The sequence below is a fragment of the Sporosarcina sp. P25 genome, assembly GCF_002743235.1.
GTDB classification, from domain to species: Bacteria; Bacillota; Bacilli; order Bacillales_A; family Planococcaceae; genus Sporosarcina; species Sporosarcina ureae_B.
This window is the reverse complement of record NZ_PDYV01000010.1, coordinates 40,611-60,117: the sequence shown is the minus strand read 5'-3', so window position 1 is coordinate 60,117 and position 19,507 is coordinate 40,611. Positions and strand designations below refer to the sequence as shown.

The following is a 19,507-nucleotide window of genomic DNA, read 5'->3' as shown; positions in this document are numbered from 1 at the left end:
AAAGTAGAGAAAGAGAGGGACAAGCTAGTACGTCCTAGCTTACTGCCTATGAATGAATTTCCTAACGTCAGAATACCTATAGGAGATTATGTGGAAAAGTTTATTGATTTTCTTGCAATGAACTTTGGCTGGCTATTTGATTTCATCTTCACTATTGCATCCACTACAATCCGAACTATTGAAACAGCTTTACTCGCTACACCTTGGTGGGCTATCATGATTGTGGTTTTCCTCCTTGGTTGGTATTTAAATTCCATTTTTAACGGCCTACTGTTTGCCGTCTTTATCTTTTTAATTGGTTCCTTCAATTTATGGGAAGATACGATGACAACAGTGGCGATCATCGTAATATCTGTCGTACTATCCCTTGCAATTGGTATTCCAGTCGGCATATTGATGGCGTTTAGCAAAACATTTTCCATCATCATGCGTCCTCTATTAGATGCCATGCAGACGATGCCTACATTCGTTTACTTGATACCTGTAATATTCTTCTTCCCCCTTGGGAATGTTCCCGCAATTATTGCAACAATCATTTACGCGTTACCACCAGTTATCCGTCTAACAGAACTTGGTATACGAAACGTTGATTCTGAAGTGATTGAGTCAGCGGAATCATTTGGATCTTCTCGAAACCAAATGTTAGTGAAAGTACAATTACCACAAGCATTACCTACTATGATGGCAGGTATTAATCAAACCACGATGATGGCTTTATCAATGGCTGTCGTTGGTTCCATGGTTGGTGCTCACGGATTAGGTGAACGCGTACTATTCTCAATCAACCAAATCAATATATCATTAGGGTTTGAAGCAGGTATCAGTATTGTATTCTTAGCGATTATTATTGACCGTTTAACAAATGGAGTGGCAGACCGCCTACAAAATACAGGGAGGAGATCAGCATGACCGTTAAACTTAAAGTAGAAAATGTCACCAAGATCTTTGGTCCTCGCCCTAAGAAAGTCATTCCTATGATTGAAAAAGGAGCTTCTAAGAGGGAAATCCTCGAAAAAACTGGACATACAGTAGGTGTCTATAACGCCAATATGGAAATCATGGAAGGTGAAACCTTCGTAATTATGGGACTATCCGGAAGTGGTAAATCGACACTTATCCGCTGCTTCAATTTATTGAACAAGCCTACGTCAGGTGCAATTTATGTAGATGGTGAGAATATTGTCAAATATAATAAAGAGCAGTTAAAATTTTTCCGTCAGAAGAAAATCGCAATGGTCTTCCAGCACTTTGGTTTATTTAGTCATAGAACGGTTATTGAGAACATTGAATACGGTCTGGAAATTCGTGGTTTATCGAAAAGTGAACGTCGTAATATCGCACAAAAACATATCGAGACGGTTGGTCTAAAAGGGTATGAAAACCAATATCCCGATGAATTATCAGGAGGGATGCGTCAACGTGTAGGGATTGCCCGTGCGTTGACGAATGATCCAGATATTTTGTTGATGGATGAGCCGTTCAGTGCGCTTGACCCACTCATACGGAGAGAAATGCAAATGGAACTTCTAGATATCCAGACACGCCTTCAAAAAACCATCATCTTCATCACACACGATGTCAACGAGGCATTCCGTATCGGTGATCGTGTGGCAGTTATGAAAGATGGTCACGTAGAGCAAATCGGTACTCCGGAAGAGTTATTAGAAACACCAGCAAACGACTATATTATTGACTTCACTCGTGAAATTGATCGTTCGAAAGTGTTACAAGCAATGAATATCATGTCAAAACCATTAAGTGTCATGAATGGAAAAGATGGTTTGCATGTCGCGATTAAGAATATGGAGGAGCACGGGATTTCCAGTGTCTTCATCACGAATCGAGAACGACAGTTGCTTGGATTGGTAACAATAGATGGTGCGATCGAAGGCGTAAAAAAGAAGAAAACGTTGGAAGAAGTGATGACAACCGATGTATTGACTGCTACTCCGGAGGAATATGTTCAGGATATTATTCCGCGTGTCTTGGATTCTAAATATCCACTTGTTGTCATAGATGAAACGAACCGAATTGAAGGGATTATTTTACGAGTTCATGTACTTTCAAGCATTATTAGCAACTCCGCTAATGATGAAGAGGAAGGCGAAGAAATACTCGATCAATCCATTGAAACAGTTGAAGTAACTGAATAACAAAAAAAGGGAAGAATGAGCACCGCTGCTCACTCTTCCCTTTTTGATTAACTTTTTCCCGAAACACCGGCACTTTCAAAGGTAGCCATTTCATTGACCATCAGAACAGCCGATTGGATGATACTGAATGCAACTGCTGCGCCTGTTCCTTCTCCTAGTCGCATGGACAAAGATAAAATAGGTTCCTTTTCTAAGTATTGAAATGCCTTTTGATGCCCTGGTTCCATCGATTGATGGCCAAGCAACATATATCCAGCCGCACCTTTGCTCATAGTCTCCGCCACGCAAGCTGCCGCAGTCGAGATAAATCCATCTAAGATGATCGGGATACGTTTAGAAGCTGCCGCCAGCATTGCACCTACCATTGCAGCTAATTCTAGACCGCCAACCTTACGTAGCACGTCAAAGCCGTCAGAAGGATTAGGCTCATGAAGAGCTAGCGCCTCTCGAACTACTTTAATTTTATGAAGATGTTGATCAGCCGATATTCCTGTTCCATAACCAACCAACTCTGCCGGATCTAATTCTGTAATGGCCGCCACTACAGCACTGCTTGTCGTAGTATTACCGATTCCTACTTCCCCTACTACTAAGAAGTCAACACCTTTTTCAAATAACGCAAGTGCTTCTTCAAAGCCAATCTCCAACGCTTTTTCCACTTCTAGCTGAGTCATCGCCTCGGTACGTAGAAAATTTTCCGAACCTTGACGAATCTTCCGGTCCTTCACTGGTTCAGAAAAGGATTCTCCGATCACACCTACATCAACCAAAGAAAATTCCGCTTGTTGCTGTCTGCTGAATACATTGATTGCCGCACCGCCTACCGCCATATTCTGTACCATTTGACGTGTGACTAGTTGAGGAAATGCAGAAATCCCTTCTTCCACAATTCCATGATCTGCTGCGAATACCAGTACACCTAATTGATTGATGCTAGGATGTTTCCGACCTTGTATCTCAGCTAATGTAATCACGATATCTTCAAGTTTCCCTAAACTTCCGATAGGTTTCGTCAACGTGTCTACGAATGACTTCGCTTCCACTCCTGCGGATACATCCAAAGCAGGGATAGTATAATCTTTCAAAAGATGACCTTCTTTCTCTTTATAAACAAATATTCATCAAGTTTCTCTTATAAGTATATCAGTAGTCGATAATGAGTATCCAATTAAATATCCAGCATGCAAATAATGTCGTTTAAAGGTATACTATAACTAGCGGACATGTCATACATTACGCTAGTTACATTACTATCAGAAAAGGGGCGATCCACATGATTAGTGAAAAATTAGCACAAGCTTTAAACGTACAAATGAATAATGAATTTGCCGCAGCACAAACCTACTTATCCATGGCTTCTTACTGTGAATATCGCAATTACAGCGGATTCGCGCACTTCTTTCTACAGCAAGTAGAAGAAGAGCGGTATCACGCAATGAAAATCTATTCTTATTTAAATGATCGTGGGATCCGAGCGATTATTACAGAAACACCTGCTCCAGCTACTTCTTTTGATAACTTGGTACACACATTTGAAGTGGCATTATTACAAGAAAAAGAAGTAACAAAATCATTCTATCAAATCATGGATATGGCATGGGAAGAAAAAGAGCACGCAACGATTTCTTTCCTGAATTGGTTCCTTGACGAGCAAGTCGAAGAAGAAGCAACGTTCGATAGACATATCGAGTATTTGAAACGTATCCGTGAAGATAAGAACGCATTGTTCATTTACGAGAAAGAACTTTCCACACGTTCATTCGAAGCCGAATAAAAAAACAGGCAAGCTAGCGGTCCGCAGACCTCTTGCTTGCCTGTTCTATTTCAGTGATACGCTTCAAACACGTTTCACATACACATCGTTTATGCAGTTGGTCTGCTGGTATTTGTCGAAACACTTCTTCAATAAAAATCTTCTTGGTACACCAGCAATGTTCGTCACTCTCCATTGCATTACCGCACAGATTATCCCCTTGGCAAATCGGACATGTGTATTTCATATATTCCCCTCTCTACAATCGATGCTTGTCTAGCTCGGCTGTATTTTTCTTCTCTAATTGCTCTACCCGATCTTCCAATTCTTTATTTCGTTTCATACTTTCCATCGAATACAAACCAGCTAGTAAAGCGACCACAAATGTTGCGTAGTTAAACCACTCCATACATCCCGCCCCTTTTTTACTTTTGTTTTTTTAAAAATATCTCATATACTTTTTTCAATGTGTCTGGTGTGAGTTCCATATTATTTTCATACATGTATTTCACTGCATATCCTAGCGCAACTGTCATAGAACCTGCGACACTTGCAGCGACGACCATTCCTGCACCTGGAATTACTTTAATGATTTGACGGAAAGCTGTTTTTCCGACATTTCCTACGATCGTTGCAATAATCAATTCTTTGGCATGGTCTTTCGTAATCGGCTTGCCATATAATGTCGACAACTTCAACATGAGTCCCACTTGCAATGTTGTCAATGGTATAAAATCAGCTCCCGGAATGGGAACCGCTCCAATAGTAGCGGCTGACGCACCAGCCGCGAGAATCCATCGTTTGGCAATAGACGACTTATCCGCCATATTTGCTGCGAGTAATAGATCTTTATTTGCATCTTTTAATTGCTGTAGGATCTCTCTTTGTAAGAATTCCATTTGCTCTCCTGTCTTCGAAGAGATCGGAATAACCGGGTAAGCAAACCCAGTATGCTCCAAAACATAGTTCACTAAACTCAGAACATCATCCGCTGCATCTATTTTATTGAGCACAAGAATGATTTTCTTGTTGAGCGTGGCAATCTTATTTAATGACTTTAGTTCCGTATCTGACAACACCGTACCCGCTGCATTTAGGAAGAATAGAATCACATCTGCTTGATTATAAAATTTCAGTGTTTCATTTGAATGTTCTTGATAGATATCATCAAGACCCGGTGTATCAACAAAAAGTATATTATCTGTGTAATAAAATTTCTTAACTTCCTTCGTTTCTCCCGGTTGCGCTCCCACTTCCGCTACATCTTTTTGCATTAGACGGTTCAGTGTTGATGACTTTCCTGCATTAACGTCCCCGATCATTGCAATAAGAATTTCTTTTTTTAATTGCTCATTGATGAGATCTGATTCTTCTTTAAAAACTTTATCGAATGATTCATCTGACATAAAATTTGGAGTTTTCATTATAGCACTTCCCTCTGTTAAATTTGATTATTCAGATTACCCTATTGTAAAAAAGAGCATCAGTCATTCATCCTCTTTTGACTGATGCCCTACACTATTTATCTGATTATTTAATAATAAGGTGAAATCAAGATATACACAAGTACCCCGGTGAAACTAACATATAACCAAATAGGCATCGTCCATCGTGCAATTTTGCGGTGACGCGGGATCTCCATATTCCATGCTCTTGCTACACTTGTTAGCGCTAACGGAACGATTGCAGCAGCTAATACGATGTGTGAAAACAGGATGAAGTAATAGAATCCAGCCAAGAAACCACTACCGCCAAATGGTGTAGACTCTGATAAAAAGTGATAGGCGACATACGTCACTAAAAATAAAGCGGTTGTGCCAAATGCTGCATAGATAAAGCGTTCATGTAGTTTGATATTCTTCTTCAAGATTGCGACTAATGCACATACAAGAAAAACAAACGTGAAACTGTTAAAAATGGCATTTAATAAAGGTAAAATCGTAATATCGAATGCTGTGAAATTCTCTACGCCTGGCATACCTGCCAAGATGCCAATCGCACCGATGAGAATGACCGAGATAATGATAATCGCCGGACGGTAATTCCGTTTTTTGAAATTTGCGGGCGGTGTTGTTTGATTTGTATAATTCATCTAGTTACACTCCTAATTCTATATTGATAACTACCCTATATCGTACCATACGTAACACGTTATGCAGGTCAAATTTGTGTCGACTTTTGAAATTGCTCATCTGATTTTTCTCTGAATTCATCAATAACTTTTATAAACTTAGCAATAGTCGGTGTCAAATAGGAATCCGCACGTCGTACAAAAACCGTTTTAATTTGACTGTATTTTGGTGGTAGATGATAGCAATAGACTGATCCTCGATCTAGAAGATGAGTAACAGTTGATCTCGGAACGAATGTAACACCTAATCCTGCTGCCACACTGCCAAGAATCGTCTCCAATGTTCCGAACTCCATCATTTTCGTCGGCTTAAACCGCTCATCTTCGAGCCACAACTCTAAACGTGCCCGATAGCCACACCCCTTTCTGAAACAAAGAATTGGCTCATCTTTAATATCTTCTATAGATTGAAACGGTTTACTTGAAAGTAACACGAGTTCTTCTTCGAGCACATCATGTACAGCTAGGTCGGGATGCGCCGTTCCTTCCGATATAAAAGCTCCGTCGAGTTGATGGTTTAGAACCTTAAACTGCAATCCTTCAGTTACACCTGTCAATAGTGAAATATCGACTTGCTTATATTTATTATTATATCTCGATAGAATAATCGGTAATTTGATGACGGTTTCTACCGACCCTAGCTCAAGCTTTCCTGAAGGCTCTTTGTCATTCTGCACGACTTTTCTCATTTCATTGGTTAGTGATAATATCTTCTCGCTGTAAATCAGAAGTCGTTTCCCCTCTGGTGTCAAGATCATTCCTCGATTATGTCGGTTAAATAATGGTGTCTTTAACTCCGCTTCGAGCTTTTGTATTCGGGACGTAATATTTGACTGTACATAGCGTAATTCTTTAGCAGCCGCTGTGATAGTTCCTTTCTCTGCGACCATCTGAAATATCTCTAAGTCTTTAAATTCCATAGTTACCCTCCTAGTCAAATTCTCTTACTTACATGATATCAATAAAATTGATAGTAGTCATCACTATTATTCGTTTTACGTGATGTCTAATCTAGTGTTTACTAGAGATAGTACTTCTAGGAGGTTAGGTCCGTTGAAAAACAAAATTATCTGGGGAGCGTTTCTGTGCTTTATAGCTAGTGTTTCATGGGGGGCGATGTTCCCAGTTGCCAATAGTGCATTCAAAAATATCGACCCGTTTTATTTCACATTAATTCGTTATGTCTCAGTTACACTTCTGCTTGTCGCAATATTATGGTTTAAAGAAGGCTTGCAAGCTTTTCACTTTGAAAAAAAGGGTTTATCTCTTTGGTTCTTCGGTACGATGGCATTTGTTGTTTATAACCTCTTTATTTTCTGGGGACAAGATCTAATGGGACAACCCGGGACTATGGTAGCGTCTATTTCAGAAGCCATGATGCCAATGATTTCTATTGTCATTGTATGGATGATTAGTAGACATAAACCACATGGTTTCACGCTCACTTGTGTGTTTACTGCATTTGTCGGTGTCATGCTTGTGATCACAAAAGGTGATTTACGTACGTTCTTGACAGCAACAGATGACATTGTCCCTTCATTACTAATCTTCATTGCAGTAATCGGCTGGGTGATTTATACGATGGGTGGAAATCGATTTAGTGAATGGTCAGCATTACGTTATTCTACGTTGAGCTGTTTACTTGGCACATTAACTGCTTGTATAGTGGTATTTTTCGTAACATGGACAGGTTATATTTCTGTCCCCACTATGGAAACATTGCAAGTGGTAACACCACATATGTTGTTTATGATTATTTTTCCAGGTGTGATTGCATTAGTAGGTTGGAATGTTGGCGTACGAATTTTGTCTCCATTGAACGGTTTATTGTTTATTAATTTTGTGCCGGTGACCACATTAGTGATTTCATATATACAAGGATATCAATTAACGATTTTCGATTACATTGGTACGGTATTTATTATTGCAGCGCTGTTAGGAAATAATATATTTCTCCGTATACAACAGAAGCGCAAAGATGAAGCGCGTCAATATAAAAAACATACTATACAGCCTAGTGTTTAATTCAAAGTTAGAGATCCACTATAATTAAATGAACAAAAAAACAAAGACATATTCCAAATTCTTGGATTGTGTCTTTGTTTTTAAATGGCTGATTTTCCATTTGCACTATAGATGAAAGATTAGAATGTGAAGCGGTGGACGATACGACTTAACGCTGTTGCTTCGTCTGTTAGTTTGCTGGCATCACTTGCCAACTGCTGGATTCCCTCTACTTGTTCATCCATACCAGCTACTGTTTGGATGACACTATCTGTAAATTGTTCAGATATCATAGTAATTTGCTCGATAATTTTTTCGATTTGCTCACCGTCTTTAATTAATTCTTCCGCGTGAAGGCTATTGCTTGTGACAGCTGATTTTGTATCAATCACAGCGTCATTCATATAGAGAATGGATTGTCCGGCTATTTTGACGATTTCCACGCCTTCTTCAATAGTATCCGCATTCGATTCTACATGTTGTACGGCAATTTTCACTTCGTTATTTGTTTGTTCTAGTGTTCGCACAACATCATTTGCGAATGCATTCGTTTCTTCTGCCAGTTTACGAACTTCGTTTGCTACGACTGAGAATCCGTTCCCCGCTTCTCCTGCCCGCGCCGCTTCAATAGAGGCATTGAGTGCTAATAAGTTCGTTTGTTCAGCGATTTTTGTAATGAGAGAAACTTTTTGTATGACTTGGTTGATATCCTCTGCGACCTGCATAATTTTTTGTGAAGACATGTGAACTGCTTCATTGATCTGCCGCATCTTTTCTTCTGTTTCTTCAATTGCCTGACTACCTTGTGTTGCAGCAGTCAACGCATGTTCAGATTTGGAAAGTGTTTGTTGTATGCGTAATTCCATTTCTCGAATTCCCGCCATCATCGTCTGGACCATAGCGTTGGCAGATTGTAATGAAGATAATTGTTGCTCTGTTCCACTTTGGAAGTTTTGCATAGTTTCGCCATATGAAGTGAAGACATGTGATAATCGACCCGCTTCGGAAGCCTGCACTTCACTAATTCGATCCACGATTTCAGAGGAGCGATCGAGTTCTGTGACGATATTCTTTGTACCGATAACGATTTTATTAATTTCGAAACCAATTTGATTAAACTCAGATCTGGATCTTTCGGTTACTTCGGCTGTTAGATCACCAGATGAAATTTTCCTCGTGACTTTACGCCAAGACCGTACACCTTTCATGACTATGTTATAGAGACCAGTTGTGAAAATGCCTGAAAGAAGTAAAGACATACTAACGAATGCTACGCTCTGTTGGATAGGTAAATCAAATATATATGCAAGTACTCCCATCGCCAAAGCTGGCAATACAACAGATAAAGTCGCTCCATAAAGAATGTATTTCTGATGATTTATTCGACCTAATCGCAACGTGAATTGCTTGCTTCCAACTTGAATGATTGGCATGGATGCATCAATAAGTCGCTCACCGGATTTTCTTTCATACACTTGCAGTAACGGCTTGGTTGTATTAGCAGCACACAAGCCAATGGCATCGGAAAATACTGTGCCTTCCCATAACCGATTAGTATGGATATAGCTCCGACCCATTTCATCCACAATGACAAAGTATTCATCCTCTTCAAGCTGTTCGTCTAATATTTGATGAAGAACTTGATAATTCAAAGTAAATGATTGTTCATTTTCTATTAATGGCTGAATGCGCTTTGTAACCCGTTCTACTTTTCTAAGAGCATTCCGTGCAGAAGATGTTCTCAAAAGCTTTTCCAATAATTTCACCTCTTTAGGTTCTTTTATACTATATAATTAATATACCATGAAATGTGAGAAAGGTCACAATATTTTCCGCTGAACATTCATCAATCAGAACACTCAGGAATTCAAACTATCAGACATTTAGCTAACGGTAAAACTTACTTACTGATACTGCCAATTGCTACCGCTTTACCGTTTCCTACTGCCAACGCTATATATCGAACTTCTTTATCATTTAATTCTGCGATAATTTCCATGGAAGGCTTGCCGATACGCACTTTCGCAAAGTATTTCACAGCTTTACCTTACAACATATTTTTACTTTTTTTAATCGCTCGTAGACCCACTTCCTGTAGTGTTTGTTGAACATTCAATAATACTATTTCCTCATCGTATAACTTCGCTCATTTAACGAATGATCTATTACTTTGCATCCCGTATTTGATCCATCTACAGGCACGATATTCTTCATAATTGTTCCTCCTGTATTGTTCATAAAGTGCTTAAAAATTCTATGTGGACATCCTACTTTACTCATTCAATTTTTACAGTAGAATCCCTCTTTATCCTGATTATTAAAGTCGAGTCAATTGATTTATCTTTAATTAGCTTTTACACTTTCAACACATTAAATAAAAATATACAGGGAGGAATCTGTATGAAAAAATCGTGGCTTTTACCTGCACTCGCTGTATTTTTGGTTGCATGTAGTACTGATGAGGAAACAAAACCTGTAGCAAACGAGGACAACCCGGTTGATTTAATAGAGCCTGAGGAGGAACTAGCAGATCCTGAAGTTAATGAATCTGCTGGCACTGAAACACCCCCAGAAGATGTGCCTAGTGAAGAACCGAATGCTTCGTACAAACCTTCTAATTCCAACTTGTTAGGACATGAAGAAGCCGAGGTATTGGCAGAGCATATTCCGATGGACGAGTTAACAGCTCAAGTGAAAGTGGATAATCAAAATAAACGCATCATTCTTTTTGAAAATGAAAGCGGACAAAAAGTATACAAGAGTATTTTCATCAAAGACAATCTCCATTTAAAAGTTATTGATTTAAATAGTGATAATGTATTGTATGAAGGAAATTTGTAAAACAGATGAAAAAGCGCACAGACATCATTGTCTGTGCGCTTTTTTCATTTTACATATCTTCTAGCTGAAACATATTCTGATTTATACGGTTCCGCAGTCATCGGGATGATCTCTACAGTACGTTTAGGATTAGGTGCGTGAATCATTTGACCGTTCCCTGCGTACATCGCTACATGATGTATAGTTCCTTTACCTTTATTATAGGCAAAGAACAGTAAGTCACCCGGTTGTAAATCTTTCTTCTGTATCAATGTTCCATTTAGTGCTTGCACGGATGCATCACGTGGTATATCAATACCATGCTGACGATAGACAGAGTAAGTGAATCCAGAACAATCCAAGCCAAATCCCGAAGTTCCTGCCCATAGATACGTTAATCCATCAAAGAGCTTGGCTGTGTCCATGATTTGCTGTGTGGTAGGCTTTGGCATGACTCCGTCCGCCCCTACTATCTTCACTGCACTTCTATCAACGTACTTCACCCCGTCAGCAGGTGTCTGGACAGCAAGTTTATTATCCATGATATCAATAATAGGCAATATCGTGTTGAAACTGATGGAACGAAAAGGTTGCTTGCCATTTTCATCAATTGTAAGTGCGGCTGATTTCGTCGTTACCATGGCTGTGTCGCATGTTGCATAGTTAGGATATACTGTCGTTAAATGATTTTTCAGCATCCATCCCGGGTAACCTGCTGCGTTTTTAGGAGAGCTTTGATCTATTACTGCCACTTGAACCCAGTCACCTTTTGTCTGCAGGACTTTTACTGTTTGACCATATAGTGCTTGAGTTTCTAATTTACCTACTAACCATTGTTTTTCACGCAAACTCATCGCAGCAACCCACTTCGTAATATCAGGCAATTTGTTTGTGGCATAAGCATCCACTGTTCGCGATTTTCCTGGCTCTTTCCAAAGTGTTGTAACAGGAACATTGACAGTTTGCACTGGTGTGTTATTCGGCTTATAACAAGCAGGTTGCTCTCTAAAGTCAGGCTCAAGAATTCGTGCAAGAAATACTGCAAAGTGTCCACGTGTTAATGTTTGATTGGGCTTAAATGTGTTATCTAAATAGCCTGTTGTAATGGCATTTACAGATAACTTTTGTATGTCAGATAAACCCCAGTACGTTGCAGGCACGTCACGGAATCGATACGTGGATTTGCCTGTCAGATCGAATGCGCGAACGAATACCGCTGCCATTTGCCCACGTTTCAAATTGCCATACGGTTGAAATTCATTTTTCTCGTTCCCCATAAAAATACCTTCATCGACCATGGTGGCGATGAGTGCGTAATGCGGATGGGACAGCTTTACGTCTGACAGATTTGCATCAGGTCTATTATCTACAGAGATTTTCAGTGCGCGTTGGATCATTCCTGAAGCTTCGAGGCGTGTGATCGGTTCGTTTACACGGTATTTGGCAGTTGGTTTTTCTATGATAATATCTTTTTCAACTAGATATCGTATTTCATCAGCGGCTGAGTGCTGAGGAAGTACGTCTTGGAAGACGGCGGCAAGTGAGTTAGTCGGTATTGCAAATAGGACTAGCATCGTCGTTAGCACTAATGCACATATCTGTTTCAAGTTTAGGACACTTCCATTCTCTTAGGTTGTTTTGCCTTAACTATACCTGAGCAATAATTCTTTGTATAGAAAGAATTCAAAAAAAGGCGATAGCTTTCTTTTAAAAAACTGTAAGAATAAGTGTAATGGAGAAGTGTAGCCGGTAAGGGGCTGTGAGTTACCATTCCAAGATGACGCTTTCCCAAGAGTGTGGCTTGATCCTTCTCGTCCGCTCTGTTCTACACTCCCTACGAAGCGTGTGGTTATTACGGTTTGTCGTTCATTGAATGTTGGATGGTAATTAATTTAGTACTTGAGTTTACACCCGACCTAAACTCGAACTTAAACCTATGTAAAAAAGAGATCTCCCTTGAAGTTTTTAGACTTCAGGGAGATCTTTTGTTAATTGAATAGCAGTTCGCAGACTACTTTAATTCATATTGTTATTACGTTAATATTTTCTTTAAAATCGCTACCGCTTGGTCGATTTCTTCTTTTGAAACTGTCAGTGGTGGTAACAGACGGATGACATTCGTTCCAGCAGGTACTAGGAGCAAGCCTTGTTTTTCGGCCTCTTGGATGTATGAACCAACCTCATTATTTGAATGAATTCCAACTAGTAATCCATTACCGCGAATTGAATATTTATCTTTAGGTAATTCTGATTGGAGTTGTTGCTTCAGATACGTAGACTTTTCTTGTACATCCTTTAAGAAAGCAGGATCAAACACATGATCAACTACTGTTTGGGCAACTGAGACCGCTAATGGATTTCCGCCAAATGTTGTACCGTGTGTGCCGGGTCCGAATGTATTGAACAACTCTTCGCTAGCTAGCAATGCTCCAATCGGGAACCCGCCACCAAGACCTTTAGCAAGTGATACGATATTTGGTTTTAGTGCAGTCTGCTCGTAGGCATAGCGAGTTCCTGTACGTCCAATGCCTGTCTGTACTTCGTCGATAATGAGGAGAATATTGTATTCATTACATGCAGCCATAACTGCTTCAGCGAAAGCGGGTTCAATGGAGTTGACTCCACCTTCCGCCTGGATGACTTCTAACATGATGGCAGCGACATGATCGTTCGTCGCTTGTTTCAAAGCCTCAACATCATTAAATGGCAAGGCTTCAAAACTTTCTAGCATCGGACCGAACCCTTTTTGGATTTTATCCTGACCGGTAGCGGCCATTGCGCCAAAGGTCCGCCCGTGAAATGACTGTTTGAACGATAAGATATGATGTTTTCCTGTATGTTTACGTGCTAGTTTAATTGCAGCTTCATTCGCTTCGGCTCCACTGTTACAAAATAACGCATACGACAAATCCGTATTTCTTGTCAATGATTCAGCAAGTTTTTCTTGTTCTGGGCTTTCGAATAAATTTGAAATATGCCATAGCTTTTCGCTTTGTTCTTGCAATGCTTTAACGATCGCGGGATGAGCATGTCCTAAACTGACGACTGCGATACCGCTAGTAAAGTCTAAGTAGTCCTTCCCTTTATCGTCTGTCACTACGGTACCTTGGCCTTTAACGAGATGCACCGCACGTCTTGCATAGTTATTGAATAAATACGTCACACAATTGCCTCCTCATTGGTAATGACCGTTCCTTTTAGTTTTTGACAGACAATCTGTACAGAGGGAATCCCCGCTTCTAGACAATCGATGGCCGCCATTACTTTCGGAATCATTCCTCCGTAGATATCATCTGTTTTAATCCAGCTATAAATAGCTTGGGGTCCCGCTTCCGCTTGGGGCTGATCTTGAATCCTGATTCCAGATGTATCTGTCACTAATAATAAACTTTCTGCCTTCACAGCTAATGCAATTCGACTCGCGACTGTATCCGCATTAACGTTCAATGGTTCTCCAGATGCGGTTGCACCAATACAAGAAATAACAGGAATAATTCCGGCATCTAGTAGCGCATCCAGGACTTCTGTTTTAACTGTTTTTATTTCTCCCACATAACCATACGTTTCAAAGTCAAGTACATCACATGTAAATAAGTTCGCATCGAATCCACTTAATCCAATCGCCTTGATTCCTTCATGATTAAAGCGATGTACGAGCGTTGGATTTACTTGACCAATCATGATCGACTGGATGATACCAATTGCTTCAGCAGACGTAACACGGAATCCTTTAACTACAGTCGAAGTGACGTCTTGATTTTCAAGCTCTTGATTAATATTCGGTCCTCCGCCATGAACAATAATTACTTGAACACCATCTTGCTGTAACTTTTTCACACCTTGAAAAAAATTATCACCTAACTCGTCTAGCATACTGCCACCTAGTTTAATAACCTGTCGTTTACGTGCGGTATGTTGCGTTGATTTGGACGTAGTCATAAGTAAGATCGCACCCCCATGCCATTCCTTGACCAGCTCCCTGGTTTAATTCTATTGCGAATTTCACTTCATGTTGTTTTAGGTAGATCAACAGTTTTTCTTCTGAAAACGGAATGGGTTCCCCGCCTTCTACTACTACTGTGTCGCCGATATAGATTTTGATATCTTCAGGATCTATTGTGGCGCCGCTATATCCGACTGCCGCAATAATTCTCCCCCAATTGGCGTCACAGCCAAATACTGCCGTCTTGACAAGTGGTGAGCCGACAACAGATTTCGCAATTTGACGCGCTTGTTCATCCGAAACTGCACCTGTAACTTTCGCTTCGATTAATTTAGTAGCACCTTCTCCGTCTTTAGCAATCATTTTTGCCAAATCACGTGACACAGCATGCAATGCATCGACGAAAGATTGCCATTCGGGATGATCTGGAGTTAATGAATGGTTACCCGCAAGTCCGTTTGCCATAACGAGTACCATATCATTCGTTGATGTATCTCCATCTACCGTAATGGAGTTGAATGTTACATCCGTAATTTCTTTTAGTGCGGTTTGTAAATGTGCAGACTCGATATTGGCATCGGTTGTAATGAAGCCCAGCATCGTCGCCATATTCGGTTCAATCATTCCGGAACCTTTTGCAACACCCGCTACTACTATTTCACGATCATCAATCACCGTTGCATATGCAGTATTTTTCGTTACGGTATCTGTTGTTAAAATTGCTTGGGAAAATTGAATGGATCCTTCCAATGTGTCTATCGGTTGTAACTTTTCAATACCTGATAGTAAAGGTCCCATATTCATTTGTTCGCCGATCACACCTGTTGAGGCAATTCCAACAAGATTGGAATCGATTCCTAAGTGCTCTGCAGTTTTTTGCTGCATAGTCATTGCATCTTGCATGCCTTGTTTTCCTGTACATGCATTTGCGTTACCAGAGTTAATGACGATTGCCTGCATTTTTTGCGTTTCATAAACTACTTTTTTTGTGACTTGAAGTGGAGCTGCTTGGATTACATTCGTTGTGAAGACACCCGCAACACTCGCTGGCACTTCGCTAACTAATAGAGCCAAATCATTTTTCTTATGTTTTAGCCCACAGTGAATGCCGACTGCCTTGAACCCTTTTGGTGAGATAATATTTTTACGCGAGATGCGCTTCATACTTTCGATAGTTTCCATAGTAGTGCTCCCCTCAATTCTTGTGTTCCAATTAATAGTTTAAATCCATAATGGAATGATATCGATTCCCGTTTTTTCATTTAGACCATATTGGATATTCATATTTTGTATAGCTTGTCCTGCGGCACCTTTCACCACATTATCAATGACTGCTATAATCGTTGCTTGATTTGTTCGTGGATCTACTTTGACATGTATATCGCAATAATTAGAGCCATATACCTGTTTTGTACTGATTCTTTGCACATCTGTCAAAATCCGAACAAACGGACTGTCTTTATATGTTTCTTGCAAGCAATTTATCAGCTGTTCTTGCGTTACTTGTCCATTTACTTTCGCATAGCTCGTCGTCATGATACCTCTTGTCATGGGAACCAGATGCGTAGTGAACGTAATGGGTTCAGGCTGATCAGCAAATGCATTCATTGCTTGTTCAATTTCTGGTATATGCTGATGCTGATGAATCTTATATATAGAGAAATTTTCATTCGTTTCACTGAAATGAGTCGCTTGGCTCGGCTTATTGCCTGCACCAGATACACCACTTTTTGCATCGATAATTAATCGGCTACCGTCAATCAGTTTATTTTTCAATAACGGAAGTAAAGATAGTAGAACTGCTGTCGGGTAACACCCTGGATTCGCAATGATTTCCGCATCAGCAATATGCTGCTTATTCCATTCAGGGAGTCCATATACACTTTTCTCCAAGTGTTCAAGTGGCGGTGCATCTTTTTGATACCACTGTTCAAAAGTTGCTTGATCTTTCAGTCTAAAATCTCCCGAGAGGTCAATTAATTTAGCACCTGCGCCTACTAATGAAGGTAGTAATTTAGTGGTAACGCCAGCCGGTGTACTGAAAAACACTGTATCCAACTTGCTAATATGTTCAGGTTCTATAGCCTTCATCGGCTGATCGTGAATATTCACGAGATGTGGATACTTTTGGGAAAAGATCGCCCCCACTTCTGAGGAAGTGTATAAATCAATCTGTTCAATTTCCGGATGGTTTTGTAGTAACCGTATCAATTCTAGGCCACCATATCCAGACGCTCCTACGATTCCAACCTTCAACGCCATCACCTCTTTATTCATTAAACACAAGTATACGTATGTATAATTATAAAGTCAACTGTATTTTTATTTATTAACAGTCAATTTATAAATTCTCTTTCTGTTCTTATTAAAAAGGGCTTATAGAAATGCTATAACTTCCCCTTCACTATATGTTATTATTATGGAGGGTATAATATGATCAAATGAAGAATAAACTTTCAGGAGGCTATTATGGTAGATTTATTAAAACTATCCGGTAAAAACATTGTGATTATGGGTGTTGCAAATGAACGTAGTATTGGTTGGGGAGTAGCAAAAGCATTATTCTCAGTCGGTGCGAATGTCATTTTCACATACCGTAAAGATCGCTCTCGTGATAAATTAGAAAAAGCATTAGCTAAAAGTGAATTTACAGCCACACAAATTGTACAATGTGATGTAAATAGTGATGAAAGTATCGAGCAGGCTTTCAAAGCGATTGGCGAGCATGTTGGTGTTATTCATGGAGTAGTCCACTCCATCGCATTTGCACATCAACAAGATTTGCATAATCCTTTCGTGGAAACGACTCGTGAAGGATATGCATTCGCACAAGATTCCAGTGCATATTCATTGGTGGCAGCAGCACGTGAAGCCCGTCATTACATGACAGAAGGTGGAGCAATTATTACGATGAGTTATTTAGGAGCAGAACGAGTTCTTGAAGGCTATAATGTAATGGGTGTTGCAAAAGCAGCTCTTGAAGCTTCTGTACGCTACTTGGCATCAGAGCTAGGTGAAAAAAATATTCGCGTCAATGCGATTTCTGCCGGTGCGGTTCGTACATTGTCCGCAAAAGGTGTTCCTTCCTTTAATACAATCCTCAGTCAAATTGAGGAACGTGCGCCATTAAAACGTAACGTCATGCCTGAAGAAGTCTCGGATATGACGGTGGCGATGCTAAGTAATTTATCGAGTGGTGTGACAGGTGAAGTCATCTATGTAGATGCCGGCTACCACATTATGGGATAATCTTATGAAGGATTCTCTTAGGAGAATCCTTTTTCATGGGCACTTTCCATTAACATGCAATTAATTATCGAAATACATACACTTTTCAAAGTACCTCAGGAGGAATTCCAAATGAATAGATTTACAAAACTCGATACGTTCAAACTAGGGCTGACGATGTTTGCCCTCTTTTTCGGTGCAGGAAATATGATTTTCCCACCACTACTTGGTCAACTAGCAGGAACGCAAACATGGATTACGCTGGCCGGTTTTTTAATAACAGGAGTGGGTCTTCCCTATCTTGGCATAATTGCAGTAACTATGAGTGGTAATCAATTAAGCGATTTAGCCGGAAGAGCATCACCTTTATTCGCTATGATATTTCCATTCGTTATATATTTAGCACTTGGACCGTTTTTCGGTGTTCCGCGTACAGCGACTGTTTCATTTGAAATTGCCGTTTCTCCATTTGTGCCGGATTCGTATGCTAGGTTAGCATTGGCGCTGTTTTCCATTCTATTTTTTGCAGTGACGATTTGGCTGTCATTTAAGCCGAATAAAATAGTCGATCGTTTCGGTAGTATTTTAACTCCCATATTGCTAGCTATCGTAACGCTTATTGTGGTGACGGGTATTATCAACCCAGTGGGTGAAGCGGGCGCACCGCAAGGATCTTATGCAGAAGATTACTTTTATAAAGGATTTATTGAAGGTTACGGAACAATGGATGCAATGGCAGCGCTCGTCTTCGCTATTATCGTAATAAATGCCGTGAAAGCGAAAGGTATTACAGATAGAAAAGCCATTACTTCCATTACAATGAAAGCGGGATCCATTGCAGTACTCGGGCTGAGTTTTGTCTATGCTGGATTAGCCTATTTAGGGATGACGAGCCGCTCCGTAGCAGAAGGCGCAGCAAACGGTGGAGATATTTTAGCTAAACTTGCATATGCTTTGATGGGGAATAACGGATTATACTTACTTGGACTTGCAGTAACACTAGCTTGCTTAACAACTTCTGTTGGATTGACTACCGCTAGCGCTACATACCTTTCCAAAGTCGTACCTAAGATCTCGTATAAAGCATTTGTATTTATTATTTGTTCTTTTTCCATGATAGTTGCGAATGTTGGCCTCACGCAGTTGCTTGCCGTGACTATTCCCGTACTAGTCGGAGTGTATCCGCTAGCCATTGTCTTAATAACTTTCAGATTGTTACACCCGTTATTTAAAGGCTATCATGAAGTATATAATTACGGTTTACTAGCAGCAGGTCTTATTGGATTCTTTGACGTACTACGTGCATTCAATATCGATCTGGTACCGGTTACATATATATTGGAATTCTTACCATTATATGAACAAGGGGTCGGCTGGATTTTACCTGCTATAGTGTTTGGCGCAATAGGTTATATTGTGGCATCTGTTCAAGGTAAGCCTCGTGTCGAATAGTAAAAAGCCTGCGGACATTCCGC

At 40.1% G+C, this 19,507-nt stretch carries 20 protein-coding genes; 7 read left to right on the top strand and 13 right to left on the bottom strand.

The features are described from left to right. Nucleotides 1-90 precede the first annotated feature (90 nt). Nucleotides 91-909 (top strand): ABC transporter permease, encoded by an 819-nt coding sequence (locus CSV70_RS10295; protein WP_332308453.1) that lies wholly within the window; start codon nt 91-93, stop codon nt 907-909. Next, the gene (locus CSV70_RS10290) at nt 906-2,153 is read left to right on the top strand and encodes a quaternary amine ABC transporter ATP-binding protein (RefSeq protein WP_099628713.1); all 1,248 of its coding nucleotides are present in this window, start codon (nt 906-908) and stop codon (nt 2,151-2,153) included. The genes CSV70_RS10295 and CSV70_RS10290 overlap by 4 nt, the downstream gene beginning before the upstream one ends. 47 nt (nt 2,154-2,200) lie before the next feature. Here CSV70_RS10290 and cobT read toward each other — a convergent pair whose 3' ends face one another. Next, on the bottom strand, nt 2,201-3,238 hold the full coding sequence (gene cobT / locus CSV70_RS10285) for a nicotinate-nucleotide--dimethylbenzimidazole phosphoribosyltransferase (RefSeq protein WP_099628712.1): 1,038 nt from the start codon (nt 3,236-3,238) through the stop codon (nt 2,201-2,203). A 188-nt stretch (nt 3,239-3,426) separates the two neighbouring features. Here cobT and CSV70_RS10280 point away from each other — a divergent pair, with 188 nt between their 5' ends. Continuing rightward, entirely contained in the window at nt 3,427-3,927 is a 501-nt protein-coding gene (locus tag CSV70_RS10280; protein ID WP_099627066.1) for a ferritin, read from the top strand. Between the two features lie 13 nt (nt 3,928-3,940). Here the strand turns inward: CSV70_RS10280 and CSV70_RS10275 are convergent, their stop codons facing one another. The 5 genes from CSV70_RS10275 to CSV70_RS10260 form a co-directional block, all read right to left on the bottom strand. Continuing rightward, nucleotides 3,941-4,153 carry a cysteine-rich CWC family protein gene (locus CSV70_RS10275; protein ID WP_099627065.1) on the bottom strand — a complete coding sequence of 71 codons (213 nt, stop codon included), beginning with the start codon at nt 4,151-4,153 and terminating at the stop codon, nt 3,941-3,943. A 12-nt stretch (nt 4,154-4,165) separates the two neighbouring features. Further along, entirely contained in the window at nt 4,166-4,315 is a 150-nt protein-coding gene (locus CSV70_RS16505; protein ID WP_158232306.1) for a hypothetical protein, read from the bottom strand. A gap of 16 nt (nt 4,316-4,331) precedes the next feature. Next, entirely contained in the window at nt 4,332-5,330 is a 999-nt protein-coding gene (locus CSV70_RS10270) for a YcjF family protein (protein ID WP_099627064.1), read from the bottom strand. Nucleotides 5,331-5,440: 110 nt separating this feature from the next. Further along, on the bottom strand, nt 5,441-5,998 hold the full coding sequence (locus tag CSV70_RS10265) for a DUF420 domain-containing protein (RefSeq protein ID WP_099627063.1): 558 nt from the start codon (nt 5,996-5,998) through the stop codon (nt 5,441-5,443). 68 nt (nt 5,999-6,066) lie between these two features. Beyond that, on the bottom strand, nt 6,067-6,957 hold the full coding sequence (locus CSV70_RS10260; RefSeq protein WP_099628711.1) for a LysR family transcriptional regulator: 891 nt from the start codon (nt 6,955-6,957) through the stop codon (nt 6,067-6,069). An 82-nt stretch (nt 6,958-7,039) separates the two neighbouring features. Here CSV70_RS10260 and CSV70_RS10255 point away from each other — a divergent pair, with 82 nt between their 5' ends. Beyond that, a complete protein-coding gene (locus CSV70_RS10255) occupies nt 7,040-8,062 on the top strand; it encodes a DMT family transporter (RefSeq protein ID WP_199171617.1) in 1,023 nt (340 codons plus the stop codon). A 119-nt stretch (nt 8,063-8,181) separates the two neighbouring features. Here CSV70_RS10255 and CSV70_RS10250 read toward each other — a convergent pair whose 3' ends face one another. Further along, entirely contained in the window at nt 8,182-9,798 is a 1,617-nt protein-coding gene (locus CSV70_RS10250) for a methyl-accepting chemotaxis protein (RefSeq protein WP_085131364.1), read from the bottom strand. A 143-nt stretch (nt 9,799-9,941) separates the two neighbouring features. Next, entirely contained in the window at nt 9,942-10,079 is a 138-nt protein-coding gene (locus CSV70_RS16500) for a hypothetical protein (protein WP_158232406.1), read from the bottom strand. A gap of 362 nt (nt 10,080-10,441) precedes the next feature. Here CSV70_RS16500 and CSV70_RS10245 point away from each other — a divergent pair, with 362 nt between their 5' ends. Beyond that, entirely contained in the window at nt 10,442-10,882 is a 441-nt protein-coding gene (locus CSV70_RS10245; protein ID WP_099628707.1) for a hypothetical protein, read from the top strand. A gap of 44 nt (nt 10,883-10,926) precedes the next feature. Here CSV70_RS10245 and CSV70_RS10240 read toward each other — a convergent pair whose 3' ends face one another. The 5 genes from CSV70_RS10240 to argC all read right to left on the bottom strand — a co-directional run bounded on the left by CSV70_RS10240 (nt 10,927) and on the right by argC (nt 17,066). Then, entirely contained in the window at nt 10,927-12,468 is a 1,542-nt protein-coding gene (locus CSV70_RS10240) for an NlpC/P60 family protein (RefSeq protein ID WP_099661032.1), read from the bottom strand. Between the two features lie 425 nt (nt 12,469-12,893). After that, nucleotides 12,894-14,024, bottom strand: coding sequence for an acetylornithine transaminase (locus CSV70_RS10235; RefSeq protein WP_099629343.1), 1,131 nt, complete (start codon nt 14,022-14,024; stop codon nt 12,894-12,896). Then, nucleotides 14,021-14,800, bottom strand: a complete 780-nt coding sequence (gene argB / locus CSV70_RS10230) for an acetylglutamate kinase (RefSeq protein ID WP_085131369.1) — start codon at nt 14,798-14,800, stop codon at nt 14,021-14,023. Before argB ends, CSV70_RS10235 begins: the two co-directional genes overlap by 4 nt. Next, complete coding sequence (gene argJ, locus CSV70_RS10225; protein ID WP_099627057.1) at nt 14,763-15,986, bottom strand: bifunctional glutamate N-acetyltransferase/amino-acid acetyltransferase ArgJ; 1,224 nt, start codon at nt 15,984-15,986, stop codon at nt 14,763-14,765. Before argJ ends, argB begins: the two co-directional genes overlap by 38 nt. A 39-nt stretch (nt 15,987-16,025) precedes the next feature. After that, nucleotides 16,026-17,066 (bottom strand): N-acetyl-gamma-glutamyl-phosphate reductase, encoded by a 1,041-nt coding sequence (argC, locus tag CSV70_RS10220; RefSeq protein ID WP_233191803.1) that lies wholly within the window; start codon nt 17,064-17,066, stop codon nt 16,026-16,028. Between the two features lie 207 nt (nt 17,067-17,273). On the opposite strand from argC, the gene CSV70_RS10215 reads away from it, so the two are divergent. Continuing rightward, nucleotides 17,274-18,053 carry an enoyl-ACP reductase FabI gene (locus tag CSV70_RS10215; RefSeq protein WP_085131372.1) on the top strand — a complete coding sequence of 260 codons (780 nt, stop codon included), beginning with the start codon at nt 17,274-17,276 and terminating at the stop codon, nt 18,051-18,053. A gap of 111 nt (nt 18,054-18,164) precedes the next feature. After that, the gene (gene brnQ, locus CSV70_RS10210; RefSeq protein WP_085131373.1) at nt 18,165-19,484 is read left to right on the top strand and encodes a branched-chain amino acid transport system II carrier protein; all 1,320 of its coding nucleotides are present in this window, start codon (nt 18,165-18,167) and stop codon (nt 19,482-19,484) included. Nucleotides 19,485-19,507 lie beyond the last annotated feature (23 nt).

What these genes read in the sequence shown, in the direction of transcription:
- CSV70_RS10290 (WP_099628713.1), top strand. Translation starts at nt 906, where the DNA reads ATGACCGTTAAACTTAAAGTAGAAAATGTCACCAAGATCTTTGGTCCT.
- CSV70_RS10260 (WP_099628711.1), bottom strand. Translation starts at nt 6,957, where the DNA reads ATGGAATTTAAAGACTTAGAGATATTTCAGATGGTCGCAGAGAAAGGA.
- CSV70_RS10265 (WP_099627063.1), bottom strand. Translation starts at nt 5,998, where the DNA reads ATGAATTATACAAATCAAACAACACCGCCCGCAAATTTCAAAAAACGG.
- argJ (WP_099627057.1), bottom strand. Translation starts at nt 15,986, where the DNA reads ATGGAAACTATCGAAAGTATGAAGCGCATCTCGCGTAAAAATATTATC.
- CSV70_RS10245 (WP_099628707.1), top strand. Translation starts at nt 10,442, where the DNA reads ATGAAAAAATCGTGGCTTTTACCTGCACTCGCTGTATTTTTGGTTGCA.
- CSV70_RS16505 (WP_158232306.1), bottom strand. Translation starts at nt 4,315, where the DNA reads ATGGAGTGGTTTAACTACGCAACATTTGTGGTCGCTTTACTAGCTGGT.
- CSV70_RS10270 (WP_099627064.1), bottom strand. Translation starts at nt 5,330, where the DNA reads ATGAAAACTCCAAATTTTATGTCAGATGAATCATTCGATAAAGTTTTT.
- CSV70_RS10215 (WP_085131372.1), top strand. Translation starts at nt 17,274, where the DNA reads ATGGTAGATTTATTAAAACTATCCGGTAAAAACATTGTGATTATGGGT.
- argB (WP_085131369.1), bottom strand. Translation starts at nt 14,800, where the DNA reads ATGACTACGTCCAAATCAACGCAACATACCGCACGTAAACGACAGGTT.
- CSV70_RS10255 (WP_199171617.1), top strand. Translation starts at nt 7,040, where the DNA reads ATGTCTAATCTAGTGTTTACTAGAGATAGTACTTCTAGGAGGTTAGGT.
- CSV70_RS10275 (WP_099627065.1), bottom strand. Translation starts at nt 4,153, where the DNA reads ATGAAATACACATGTCCGATTTGCCAAGGGGATAATCTGTGCGGTAAT.
- argC (WP_233191803.1), bottom strand. Translation starts at nt 17,066, where the DNA reads ATGGCGTTGAAGGTTGGAATCGTAGGAGCGTCTGGATATGGTGGCCTA.
- CSV70_RS10280 (WP_099627066.1), top strand. Translation starts at nt 3,427, where the DNA reads ATGATTAGTGAAAAATTAGCACAAGCTTTAAACGTACAAATGAATAAT.
- brnQ (WP_085131373.1), top strand. Translation starts at nt 18,165, where the DNA reads ATGAATAGATTTACAAAACTCGATACGTTCAAACTAGGGCTGACGATG.